A 13,789-nucleotide genomic window follows, 5' to 3' on the forward strand; every position below is an offset into this window, starting at 1 on the left:
ATTTGAATGATATGTCCGTTCAGTTTTTAATTCAGCTCATGAATGCCTTAGGAGGAGCTACAAGAGTTAGAAATCCTTATTGGGATGGACATTTTGAGTAATTTATTATGGGGTTATAGATTACAAGAAATATATTGGATGAGATGGTCAATAAGTGTTTTGAACACCACAGAAAACTTGAATATCGCGATATCAGTAAGTATATAATTGAGTGATTTTAGATTTTGTTATATGTATAAGGATAAAATAACAGAGGTTAGATTTTTTTAAAGTCATCTGACCCCTGTTGAATGACACTATCTACTCAAATGGCTAACACCCTTCTAATGGTTTTTAATTTAGAAGTATAATATGACAAATCTTCTATTCTATAAAGAAATTGGAATCTTGATGAGTCAATAAAAATTGATGTAGTAGCTATTCATATGAAAAGAACGGAGTTTTTAATTAATGTGTTAACGTTTAAAATAGCCTGAACTTCTAACCCTATAATTATCCAAGTAATTATAGTGATGTGAACTCCTAATTATTGGCCATAATCAATACCTGGTCCAAAACCGTATCGGTTTCTTCTAACCAATCCGATATTTCTGGTTCAATATTAACATCTGGTTGAATGCCGACCCAATCAAATAATCCTCCGTCTTTTTGATAAGAAATCATTGTGGATAGCCTAACCGGGATACCACTATGCTGGAGTTTCGTTGTTATACTATTACCACTTCTACCGTTGCTAGGTGAGCCCACCAGAGTAACATTTCTCCAGTTTTTAAAAGTGGACACAAATATATCACCAGCGCTGCCCACGCCAAAGTCCATAATCAGATATACTGGCTTGTCATAATAAAACTTTCCTGGTTTCGCCGTCATCGCCATAAAGTACCAATCCGTAAAATCGGTATTTGAAGCTTCGTAAGCTGGTTCAAAATCTGTAAGAAATCGGTGTAATGCTTCTAATTCATCTTTAGTAGTATCGTCATCCTCTATATATTTTAATTTTTTATCTCCTACATCCAATTTGCCTTTGGGGTCAAATTCAGACACATCTTGTGGAATTCTTAGTTTTGCCACATTTGCAATATAAGGGGAATCTTCCATATTCATAAAATAAGGAAATAAAGCCTGTAAATTGCTTCTTTTACCACCTCCACATTGTCTGGCATCTATAATAAGTGCTTGCGTATCCTTAAAAGAAATCATTAAGGAATCAATACTCTTTAGCAATACTGTGTCATTTTGTGAATACATACGTAAGTATCCAATATTGTTTGGGAGTATACTACTTACTTTAGTTAGGCCGAAAGGTTTAGTGAAATCCGATTTTGTAGAGACAGGGAGCACCACTTTCTTTTCCTTTAAACCATCTTCTGATTCTAAAACGTATTCGACAGTTGAACCTTGTGCAATACCTAATTCACTTCTCATGAAACCGATGTACTGCATTAACTGTCTACCCCTAAAAAACTTTGAGGATTCTGAGGAGCCCTCACCGCTCGAAATGGCGCCAGCTCTTTCAAAATATTTTTTTATTGGCACATTATCTATAGACTTAACATAAGGAAATTGATTTGCCAATAAGCTGTCGACATTCAAATCGTAGGCAAATATGCGTCCATTTCTAATTCCATATTTAGCAGGAGCAAACTGTTTTGGCAATAAATCCATCCAGTTATTTACATAAGCATGTGAATCACCTAAATGCTGTACCAGTTTATGTATTTGTAATGCAAGAACGGAAACTGATACGGAATCGTCCAAGCTTTCTTTTATTTCAGATAAGGCTTCCTGGTAGTTAAAATCGACAGTATGGATATACGAATGATTCTGTTTAATTATTTTCGCAACTTCATCCAGATCTTGCAAAGCTTCCTGCTTGCTAATCTTAGACGCGTTCATCGTGTCATTAACGGCGGGTTTTCTAACAATGTCTTGATACTTGTTTGACATTTTTGGGGCACATCCAGAAATAATAGCCAGAAGATAAATGCAAGTTAATAGCTTTGATTTCATAATGTTATTTTTCTATGAGTCGGATTAATGTTTCTAGTTGTGTATCCTTATTTCCCAATACTTGGTCCATTTCCTTCGCAATTATTATATCTGGTTCCGTACCGTTGGCGTCCAAAGTTTCACCATCGCGCTGAAGTGATATCATTGATGATAATTTCAGGTTGATTTTAGTATGCTTAAGGTCATATTTCCTGCTTCTTCCACTAGATCCATCAGTACGTATCCCAGCGATTTTCACCTTTCCCATTCCTTTTACGGCTGTTGTAAAAACACTTGCAGCGCTAAAAGAGCGCTCGTTCACTAGTATATAAACCGGTTTATCATAATAGTAATGGTTCACGCCCATATCATGTCGAAGAATCATGTAAAAATAATCTGAAAATCGTTTCGGATCATATTCCCAAGCTGATTTGAAGTCATTCATAAAGAGATCAATTTCATTACGGTCTAAATCGGTTAGATTTTGGGAATTATAATTATATAAATAACGATCTTGCATAGACTCCATATCTTCACTAATCATTTGGTCGCTTCTAATTTTAGCAACATTGGCTATCCATGGCTTTGCTTCTGGACTTAAAAAATAGGGGGCCAATTGCATTAAAAACTGTCGTGTGCCACCACCATTGTTTCTTAAGTCTATAATAAGTGCATCAGTATTTTTATAATCATGCATATATGCTTCAACATATCTATATAGATTCCCGTATTTACCGTTCCTATCGATCATTGCTGGAATACTGATATAACCTATATTTTTACCTATAATCTTAAATAGACTCTGAGCATCGTCAATATTTGGTTTATAGGTGATATCCGTCCAAAGCTTAGGATTGTTTTCCAGCTTAAGATTTATAATTTTATCCTTATCTCCATTTTCATTTGTAAAGGTGAACGCATAAGAATCCGATTTGCCGAAAACTTTTGATAATAATTTGTCATAGTTCCGCTCTTTGGTAACGTAATGGGTTTTGGAATATTTAGGGGCATATTTATAGGACCAGGCAATGCTATCCATAAATTGATCGATTGGTAGTCCATTAATTGCCTTTACAAATGGATGATTTTTTTGGAAATGAAGATATTTGTCGTTTTTAAGGTCCTTTTTTAATGCTACAATCTTACCTGAAATTGGTGCCATGATAAAGGGTAATCCGATTTCGCTGTTTTTAATCCCTTCCCATCTCACCCTAGCATGACGATCACCAATATTTCCAACAATTTTCATTAAACTATAATATAAACCCTCTATGTCAACCGTTTCATCCAATGAATTGTAAAGGAAATCTAATTCCTTTTCTAGATTTAGCCCTTTACTATTTAAATAGGAAGATTCATTGAGTAATATACCTTTAAATTGTTCAACATCTTCAAGAGCTTGTCGCTTGGAAATATTCTGGGCACATATGATTCCTGGCAAGAGTACTCCTAATACTAGTGTGAGTTTAAAAATTAATTGCATTGCATTTTAGTTTGCTGTTCTCTTTAAGTTAATCGACTGTCATTTTCTCACCCTAACACAACTAATGTTTATCTTTTTATGAGTTTCAATATGGTGAAAATGATAATATTTAAGTTCTTATTGCAATTGATTAGCGATTTATTGAGAATTCGTTTATTTCAATCTTTTGTAACTTACTAAGCATGGTTCAACACCACTTTAAATTCTATTTTTGGTGCTTGTATGATTGTGAAGATACCTATACCACAAAGGAAAAAAGAAGTATCTAAATCTAATCTTTTGACCGAAGCGGTATAGGTTTCCTGATTTTTGCAAATAATTACTTTATCTATTTAGTGGACTCTTCTGGCTTATAAAAAAGTTGTTCCTTGTTCCGTTGCACCACCACCCCATCTATTTCAATGGTTGGTTCCCACATAATTAAATCATAGTGTATTGGAGCCACGATTTCTCCACCTAATGTAAGACTAGTTCCAATGCCAATGTGGATTGTACCGACAATTCCTTCGTCATCCAGCATATTTCCAGTTAATCGTGCTTCTGGATTCATACCAACACCAAGTTCTGCCACATTAAAACAGTTAGGGTCGTTATAGGAATCAAGTTTTTCCTTTAGGAATTTTGCTTGCTCCCCACCTTCCATACTTGTGATAAATCCATCTTTTACTATACAGATAATATCTTCTTTTAATATTCCAATGCCCAAATAAGGTACGCTGGCATCAATGACAAGCTTACCATTGGCAGAACCGGTTACGGGAACTACATTTACCTCTATATCCGGTACTGGTGCCAATTCACCGGGATTTGGAATATTAGTCAACACATTAACTCCTCTTCCTTTGGTTGAAAATGTTAGGTCTGTACCTTTAGGAGATGTCAGTCTAACTGTATTTCCCTTTAAAAACGCCTCACCTAAAGCCTTACACTTGGGTACTTGTGCTTGAAAATCTGTTTTCAATAGTGCAGGGCTTAACAAGACTTCCTCATTGTGAGCAGTCATCAAGATTGCTCTTGCTCCGTTTTTAAGAGCCTCTTTCATAGCTATGGTGTGGGTGATGGAATATTGCACTGGGGAATAAATCACATCGGCCTCTTTCATCGCTGCGGCAATGGGCTTTGGCGGTTCCTGTCCATCTAAAGTTCTCTGGTCCATTATGCACATACTTACAATGCCGTCTACGGCAGTTACTGCCACCGCTAACTGGCGCGCAATATCGGTCATTGAAAAATCGGTTACAATAACTACTGTTTCTCCCGGTTGTACATTTCCGTTAACTTCTACTAATTTCTTGAAGCTTTTTGCAAATCTTACATCATTCATGTTTTTTCGTATTTATTATCTTTAATTGATTAGTATTAATTATTCTTATTCTCTTTGCCAAAATATTTATTGAAAAAAATGGCAGCGAAACCATCGCTTGTGCAATTTGTTGCCGTTCTGATCATATCGGGGATTCCACCAGAGAGCGCAATCCATGTGGCAATAAATTCTGTTCTTACCTCTCCTGTAAGTCCCACCATAGAGGCAAATAGTGTGGAGCTCCACAATGCGGTCCCCATACCAGCCGGTAACCCCGGTGCAGCTATTGTAAACAAAACTATTGCTGGCCATGCCATAAACAGAATGGACCAACTTATCTGAATATCAAAAATCACGGTTAAAATAAATGGGGCATAGGCTACGTAAGCTAGAGCACTAGTGTCTAGATTTATTATCGACCCTACTGGAAGCACAAAATCCGCAACATCTTTATCGACACCATATTTTTTAATATTAGCCATATTTATTGGTAATGTAGCTAAAGAAGAGCATGTGCCAGCAGCAAATACAGCTGTTGGTAAATAGTATTCGCGAATTACTTTTTTGAGGGGTTGTTTTGCCACCCATTTTACAATAATAAAAATGTAAAGCAGCCACCAAAGAAAACACAGGCCTAAAGTATACAAGGACATGAGCAAATAATAATTTAGACTTTCTCTAGCTCCACTTTTAATCCCTAATGTAATTCCGAGAAAAAACACCAATGGAATCATTACATATCCCAAATAGCTTGACGAGTTTGAAATTCCGTTTTGAACTTTCTGCAAAAAGTTGTCAAGAGCCTGTATTTTAATTGCTAAAAGCCCTGCCAGCACCGCTATTAAAATCGCGATGAGTGGCATGGAGGCGCCGGCTTCACCATTTAGCATTTGAAACATGCTAATTACATCCGCAAAACTATTTTCACCTGTGGAAGGTGCCATATCAAAAAGTAGTGAAGAGATTATAACTCCTAACAAGCCCGCAACAATTGAGGTGCCTACATACCACAGAACAACATAGGTAGCCAACTTGCCTCCTTTTCCTTTTTTAACTAAACTGGCTATTGCCGGACTCAATGCAAAAAATATCAACAATGGCACAATTGCAATAAAACCGTTTAAGAAAACTGAGACTCCTTTACCCACAAATGCCAATTCGGTAGGGAAAAAACCGCCCAATAATACTCCCATAATTAGACCGAGGAGGGTCCATATATATTGGGGAACTTTTTTAATATATTTTTTCATCAATATTTAATTTATGCTTTTCGGTATAATGACTAAACTTTCATACAGGATAAAATCTTCCATAAAATACATGGAATCGATTTTTTAAACCGACTCCATGTTAACTAAACTAACTCAATACATTTGCTAATTCTAAAGGAAGATTTGGTCTTTGTAATAATTTTGATATTCAAGGAAAGTTTACTCTTTATCCCACCACACTCTTGTTTCAAAGCTGTCTGGCCCTTGTCTCTCGATGGCTGCTTTCACATTGGTGCCATTTAGGGTAAGCTCTTCAGAATCATAAGATCTTCTTCGTGGAATTTGATCTGTGGCCTGTGTATAAGGTCCAGGAGATAGAACAGGATAGTTAGTCCTTCTCCATTCAGACCAAGCAGTAATCCCTTGCATATAAAGGGCTATCCATTTTTGGGTCATGATTGTTTCAATCATTGAATTCGGATCAATAAGCAACCCATCAATATAAATCTGTGCTTTTTCATCAGATATTTCCCAATATCCCATACTTGCAGCAACCGCCTCTTTCATTTTATCTTTTGCTTCCCCTGCTATCCAACCTCTTTCAATAGCTTCAGCCTGAATGAAGAGTAATTCAGGGTAGCTCATAAGAATTGCTGGAGTGGTTTTACTTCTTACGGCATCTCCAGGGAAAGAACTTAGGGTGTTGGAAAGATCTAAAGCAGCTTCGCTGGTCAAGCCATATGGCATTCCACCATAATCTCCAATATAAAAGACATTACCGTTAGAAGGATCAGGATTTTCAGCGGGGTTTGCATATTTTTCTATTCTTGGATCGAATACTGCAGATAAGCTTCCAGCCTCCATATATGCGATCATAGTATTACTTACGGCATAATCTTGACGTCTGATAAAATTTATATAATGATCATTTGCATTATTCTCATCTTCTAAATGGGTGTATAGTGCATTATCATCATTGCTTTCAAATATTCCTGCAGCTAGCGCGTCAACAACGATTTTCTTTCCCGTTTCCGGCGCTACCTTGGAAAGTCGAATTCCTATTCTTAATAATAGGGAATTTGCAAACTTCCTCCATTTCATCATATCGCCATTGTAGATTATATCTCCTTTTACAGGTAGATCATCTGCTTCTATTTGAAGGGAAGCTTCTTTAAGTTCTTTTATCAAATCTGTGTATATTTCAGATTGTGGATCATATTTTGGGCTAGCGTTTAAATTGCCTTGAAGTGCTTCTGAATAGGGCACTTCTCCCCAAATATCCGTTAGGTTCATGTATACCCAAGCTTTAAGGATTCTGGCAACCGCCAATTGATTATTGTTGCTACCTGAAACCACAACTGAGGATTTGGTCTTTTCATCTGTGTTAAGTTTTATAATTGCCTCAAGATCCGCTAAACATCCACTGTAAAAACTATAAAAACTAGATTCTGGGTTTGCATATGTACTTTCGTCTGTATAATCAGTTTCTGCCCAATGTTGGGCGTACATCATCGAAGTTCTTTCACGAGTAAAGAGGGTACTCTTCGCATTACTCTGTGCGGCAGCCAGCAATTGAGATGTTTCTACAAATTCGGGACTGTTGGGGTTGGTATTTATTTCCTCAAAGTCTGTAGTACATCCGATTAAGGTAATATAACATGTAAAAACCAATGCCATAATGCTATTTTTTTTCATATCGAGGTTTTTCATAATTCTAAAATTTAACATTAAGGTTCATTCCAAAATAACGTGTAGCGGGAGTGGTGGAATTTTCTATCCCCTGAATATTCCCTGATCCATAGGTTACTTCTGGGTCGATATTTGGAGTGTTTTTGTGTAAGGTTGCAATATTTCGTCCATAAATTGAAATAGCAATATTATCTAAAGGTGTTCTATCGAGCCATTTACGAGGAAGTTTATAACTTAAGGTGATATCTCTTAATTTTATAAAACTAGCATCGTATAGGAAGTTTTCATAAAAATCGTCTAAATTCTTAAAGTAGCTTTTTGCATCTTGATACACTGTATTAGGGTTGCCATTGATATCAACACCCTGAGCTAAAACACCACCTCCTTCAGCCACAGGATTCCGGACAGGATTCCCTTTGTCATTTAAGCCTGTCGTATTTTCGAATTGTCCCGAACGTGTGCCCACTCTGTTGGTATAAGAAAAGATAAGGCCTCCTTTTTGAACGGCAATATTAGCAGACAATGAAAACCCTTTATAACTAAAAGTATTGTAAAATCCACCTGTCCAGTCCGGTAAATAACTACCTTTTTTAATGCCTCTTTCCCTAATATATTTACCGTTAGCATCAACTAGGCGCTCACCCTTTTCGTTTCTTTCGAACCCATCTACTACAAAAGTACCATAAGGTTTCCCTACCTCCGCAGTAATGAATACGCTGGAGCTATTATTGTTAATTACTACAGAATTAATTTCATTGCCCAATTCATCTTTATATAACTCTTCTACCTTACTTGTGTTTTTAGCGAAATTGGTGGAAAAATCCCAATTGAATCCATCCTGACTTCGTATGGGAGATGCTCCTAATGTAGCTTCAACGCCACTGTTGCTCAATCTCCCCGCATTAATTATGAAAGAGGAATACCCTGAAGTTGATGAAACTGGCAATGTGATTATTTGGTTAGTGGTATAGCTATCGTAATATGTAAGGCCTAAGTCTATGTTGTTCAAAATCTTGAGGTCAACACCTATTTCCTTCGAATAGGTCTCTTCAGGTTTTAAATTGGAGTTGTTAAGTGTGTTTGGCACACTGTATAATGGCAAGTTGCCATAGCCTACACCCGCTGAAAAGGCACCAACAAGACTATAAGGGTCGGTGTCGTTACCTACTTTGGACCAGCCAGCCCTTAGTTTCCCATAATTCAATAAACCAGAGTCTATTAATTCTGAAAATATAAAACTACCGTTAAAAGAAGGATATTGGTAAGAATTGTTTTCAGAAGGCAAAGTGGATGACCAGTCTGATCGGTAAGACCCATCCAGATAAAGTAAATCCTTATATCCCAAACTGACGCTAGAATAAACACTATTAACTCTTTTCTTAAACGTTGTGTCTTCAATTATAGGTCTATCTACAGAAGACTCTAGGCTAAACAAGGTTGGAACTGATAGCCCTCCAATGGTTATGCCTCCATTTTTATGACTACTAAAATCCCTTCTATTAGCTCCAGCATTTATAGTAAGAGACAATGATTCAGAAATATCCTTTTCATACCTGAGAAGGGCGTCATAGTTGTTTTCTTGAAATTTCCTCATTGATTCTTGATATTCCCCACCATTGAAAAGATTTCCTTGACTTCCTTTAACAATCCTGGCTTCAGCTCTCAAAGTGTAAAAATCGGTTCGCGCATTGACTTCGGCAGATAGGTTTTTTGTGATTTGGTATTTTGCAAATACGTTTCCAAATACTCTATTTTTCCAGTCTTCCGTATAATTATTATAAAGTGTGAAATATGGGTTGTCCCAGAATTTCGCATCCAAATTAGTAGGAGATGAAATATTCCATGATTTGTTTGAAGCGTATTTGGTTTGGTAATCCTTTGCACGGTTTAAATCGACTTGTCTTTGAAACCACTGGTCCATTCCTCTTACTGGTGAGTCCAGACCTGACCCTTCTTCACTACCATTTCCAGAGGATCCAAAAGATGGTCTTCCCTTTGTATAGGTGTTGATATAGGAGAAGTTGGCACCGGCGGTTAGTTTATCTGATATTTCATCAGAAGCGCTAACACTTATTGAATTACGTGATAAGCTGCTATTGGGTACAACTCCTTCTTGATCCAGATTCGTATAAGATAGCCGGAACTGACTAGTCTCACCCCGCCCTGATACAGATACGCTCGTCTTTTTATTCATCGCAGATTGATAAAAGTCTTTCACATTATTAGGATGAGCAACCCAAGGTGTTTTTTTCCCGTAGTCTGGATCGTCCTTAAACCAGCTGTAATACTGTCTAACCAAAGTTCCATCAAGCATCGGCCCCCAACTCTCATCTGTTGTGTAATCTGGGATTAATTCTCCATTGTAGTCACTGAATTTCTGTGTTGCACCACCACCATATTTATTCTGATAGTTAGGAAGGTCGAAAACTTGACCTATCTCCAATGAATTAGTGACAGAGACTCCAAGTCCTTTTGTAGTTGCTCTTCCTTTTTTCGTGGTAATCAACACAACACCATTCGCAGCTCGGGATCCATATAATGCTGAGGCATTAGCACCTCTTAATACCGTTATAGTTTCTATATCATCAGAATTAATGTCACTTATTCCATTACCATAATCTCTACCTCTTGTTCCCTGTTGTGTGTTTAAAGAATTGATATTATTGTTTATCATGGGGGTGCCGTCAATTACAAATAGAGGTTGATTATTACCCCCAAGAGAACTTACCCCCCTAATGACTACACTAGAAGAACCACCAATATTGTTACTTCCTGTGACTTGTACTCCAGCTGCTTGTCCGGAAAGAAGGTTTACCACGTTACTCTCGGCAGATAAGCCTAGCTTTTCAGCTTTCACTTGCTCTGTAGCATAACCCAAGGATCTTTTTTCCCTTGTAATTCCAAGTGCAGTCACTACAACTTCATCCAACGATTCTGCATCTTCGGATAGCTTAAAATTAATCACAGTTTTATTACCAATTTCAATCCTGCTATTTGCAAAACCTACATAGCTTGCAATCATATAAACATAAGGACCACCATTTGATTTGAGTTCTGAGCTTTCTATTTCAATACTGTAGTTTCCATCAAAATCAGTAACCACACCCTTAGAAGTTCCTTCTATAACAACTGATGCTCCAGGCAATGGGTCCCCGTTAAGGTCATTTACAGTTCCGCTAATTGATACATTCTGGCCTATTGATGTGCCACAAATTAATAGAACAAAAATAATTTGTATTTGTAAAAGTTTATTTTTCATAGGGTTCAGTTTGAGGTTATCCTTCAATAGTATTATTGGTTGAAGATGTAATATTATAATTTTATGAGCCATTAAACTATAGCTGTCTGTTTATTTCAGAAATTTTCAGAAATTTTCTTTTTTATTTTGTTATTTTTGAGAATTACTAAACCTTTTTCTTATGAACAACTTAGGGTTAAATGATTATTCGGAATTGATTGATAAGCTACTTATTTTTCTAAAGGAACATAAGGTTAGTCAAAACCGTGTGAGTAGCCGTATAAATTACTATTCATTAAGTAAGGCAAAAAATATAGCGAGATATCCTCAAAAAATAATAGAAGGGAAGAGCAGGTCTGAGGTTTTCAATAAAATACTGGCTGAATATGGCCTCAAATATGATAAGGACAATGAAACATTTACAAGTACTGGATTGGATTTTACCCAGGAAATACAAAAGGTAGAAACTACATATTATGTCTTATATTATTTCTCATATGCGAAGCAGATAGTAGGGAAAGGGTTGGTAACGATTAAAGAAAAGAAATGGGCTACCATTGACTTTAATGACCCTAATCATACATCCTCACTTTGGAAAGGAACATTTGATGTTGTTGAAAGCTATTCTTTTTTATATCTCGAAAAAAAGGGAGATACAACCCCCGTTAGAGCATTCTATTCGTTCTTTTCTGGGACCATAAAACATGGCAGGCCAATATTGATAGGCACGTACAGCACAATAAAAAGGGATGGTTCTCCTACTGCGGGGAACGTTATTATGGAAAAAGCGGAATCCAAGGAAGAGGCGATTAAAACAATTAATGGCACTACTAATCCTAAGGCCACCGCTTTTCTATTGAATAAAAATTTCACTATCGAAACAATCACCCCTCCTACTTTGGATGATTTACCAAAATTATTACTGTCAAAAACCTTAGTGGGCGAATATGTGTTTTACTGGCCCTATAAAAATGGTAGAATTCTAAATGGTAAATTGGTGATTTTGGAAACATCGGAAATTGAGGCAACTTTTGAGAAAAAGTCGTTTAATGGTTCAGCAACCCTTGCTGATAGTAATACACTTCATATTAAATTAAGAAACAGTAGAATAAATAGGAATTTGAAAAGTAATAACGTTCATGCCTATCTAAATATTAATAATTATAACAAAGATAAAGGAGTTATTTCAGGGTTATTCCTTACACCGAGCCTGCTGACAATCCCGGCTTCATTTCCGATTCTATTGGTCAAAAAAGATAAAGAAATATCAGAAGAAGCCATTGCACGTTTTTTTGATTCCTATACCGCCCCTTTGTTTACTGCAGTTGAACCTATTGAGTTGTTGACTATTTTGCAAGAGTGAAAAAAAGTTGACCAGCTCATAGTAATGACCCTATTAAGTTGAAAAATAAAGAATCAAAATCATAATAAGCCACTATATTTCCTATCCGATTTAGCTTTTAAGTTGAATTCGATTTAGAGAGCACCAATAGGCCTGATAAATAAAAATAAAACAAGTTAAATCCATTTATGGTTTTAACTTGTTTTAGAAGCGTTAAATTTATGTTTTTTGTTTTTTGATTTTGGAAGCTACATCTTGAACTTCGTCTAAAACCCGCAATAGGTTTTCACCCCATAATTTAGCTATTTCCTCTTCATTATAACCTCTTTTTACCAATTCCAAAGTTACATTCAATGTTTCGGAGGCGTCATTCCATCCTTCAACTCCACCGTTACCATCAAAATCAGAGCTGATTCCAACATGGTTTATTCCTATTTTTTTCACTATGTAATCGATATGGTCTACAAAATCAGAAACATTTACAGGAGGAGCGATTTTTTTCCAATTATCTATTTTAGACTTCGCAACTACTTTTAGATGATGGAAATTGTCTGCATATTTCTGTAGTTGCTTTTCGTTCAATTCTGAAATTTCATTTCTACTTAATATTTTGAAACCTATTTCCTTTCCAACCTGTTGATAGATTTCATTAAGCCCGGCATAATAAGCCGCGTTTTTTTCCGTATTCACATATCGCCTAAAGGCTACTGTTTGTACGACTCCTCCATTTTCTTTCATCCATTCTAATTGCTCATCATCCAAATTCCTACTATGATTACATATTGCACGCGCTGAAGAATGTGAGGCGATAATTGGCGCTTTTGATAGAGCAATCATATCCCGCATGGCCTCTTTGGAGGGATGTGAAACGTCTATCATCATTCCCACCCTGTTCATTTCCTTAACTACTTCTTTACCTAATTTGCTCAATCCGTTATGCAGCCATATATCGTCTATTTCACCAGTATTGGAATCGCTCAATTGGCTATGGCCATTATGGGACAATGACATGTAACGTGCTCCAAGATTATAAAATTTCTCTACATTCTTGATGTCAGTTCCTATTGAATATCCATTTTCTACACCAATCATTGCAACTTTTTTCCCGGAACCAACCAGTTCGCGTACCTCCTTGGAGGTTGTGGCAAGACCAATTTTATCTGGTGCATATTCCTCTACCAAACGATGAATAGCATTAAACTTTGCCATTGCATTTTTACTGGCATTTTTATAGCCTTTTCGTGTGAGTGGACCTTGTCCAGTGTATACGATAAACCAAGCTACATCCAAACCGCCTTTTTCCATTTTAGGCAATGTTACTTGATTAGGCAGATCCATGGTATAATTTCTATCCGCAGTAAAATTGGATACGTCTATATCATCATGAGTGTCAATGGTAATTACTTTTTGATGGATTCTTTTCGCTTCTTTCAAAAGGTTTTTGTCTTTGGATTGTCCTTGCATAAAAAAGTTGGACAACAATACAAAAATGAATACGTACTTAATTTTCATGATTTTAAGATTGGTTAAAAAG

The 13,789-nt window shown here is 36.4% G+C and carries 8 protein-coding genes; 1 reads left to right on the forward strand and 7 read right to left on the reverse strand.

Annotated features, from left to right (window positions below; translation table 11 throughout):
* Window positions 1-522: 522 nt before the first annotated feature.
* The 6 genes from KCTC52924_RS09695 to KCTC52924_RS09720 form a co-directional block, all read right to left on the reverse strand.
* Window positions 523-1,947 carry a S41 family peptidase gene (locus tag KCTC52924_RS09695; protein ID WP_370671450.1) on the reverse strand — a complete coding sequence of 475 codons (1,425 nt, stop codon included), beginning with the start codon at window positions 1,945-1,947 and terminating at the stop codon, window positions 523-525.
* Window positions 1,948-2,014: 67 nt separating this feature from the next.
* Window positions 2,015-3,472 (reverse strand): S41 family peptidase, encoded by a 1,458-nt coding sequence (locus KCTC52924_RS09700; protein WP_251808033.1) that lies wholly within the window; start codon window positions 3,470-3,472, stop codon window positions 2,015-2,017.
* A gap of 328 nt (window positions 3,473-3,800) precedes the next feature.
* On the reverse strand, window positions 3,801-4,796 hold the full coding sequence (locus tag KCTC52924_RS09705) for an aminopeptidase (RefSeq protein WP_251808034.1): 996 nt from the start codon (window positions 4,794-4,796) through the stop codon (window positions 3,801-3,803).
* Between the two features lie 35 nt (window positions 4,797-4,831).
* On the reverse strand, window positions 4,832-6,025 hold the full coding sequence (locus tag KCTC52924_RS09710; protein WP_251808035.1) for a cation:dicarboxylate symporter family transporter: 1,194 nt from the start codon (window positions 6,023-6,025) through the stop codon (window positions 4,832-4,834).
* Window positions 6,026-6,205: 180 nt separating this feature from the next.
* Window positions 6,206-7,696: a SusD/RagB family nutrient-binding outer membrane lipoprotein gene (locus KCTC52924_RS09715; protein WP_370671451.1), complete on the reverse strand. Its 1,491-nt coding sequence runs from the start codon at window positions 7,694-7,696 to the stop codon at window positions 6,206-6,208.
* A gap of 4 nt (window positions 7,697-7,700) precedes the next feature.
* Entirely contained in the window at window positions 7,701-10,934 is a 3,234-nt protein-coding gene (locus tag KCTC52924_RS09720) for a SusC/RagA family TonB-linked outer membrane protein (protein WP_251808037.1), read from the reverse strand.
* 160 nt (window positions 10,935-11,094) lie between these two features.
* Between KCTC52924_RS09720 and KCTC52924_RS09725 the strand changes: the two genes are divergently transcribed.
* On the forward strand, window positions 11,095-12,276 hold the full coding sequence (locus tag KCTC52924_RS09725; RefSeq protein WP_251808038.1) for a hypothetical protein: 1,182 nt from the start codon (window positions 11,095-11,097) through the stop codon (window positions 12,274-12,276).
* A gap of 198 nt (window positions 12,277-12,474) precedes the next feature.
* Here KCTC52924_RS09725 and KCTC52924_RS09730 read toward each other — a convergent pair whose 3' ends face one another.
* Entirely contained in the window at window positions 12,475-13,767 is a 1,293-nt protein-coding gene (locus KCTC52924_RS09730; protein WP_251808039.1) for a dipeptidase, read from the reverse strand.
* Window positions 13,768-13,789: the final 22 nt, after the last annotated feature.

It is taken from the genome of Arenibacter antarcticus, from assembly GCF_041320605.1.
Taxonomy (GTDB): Bacteria; Bacteroidota; Bacteroidia; order Flavobacteriales; family Flavobacteriaceae; genus Arenibacter; species Arenibacter antarcticus.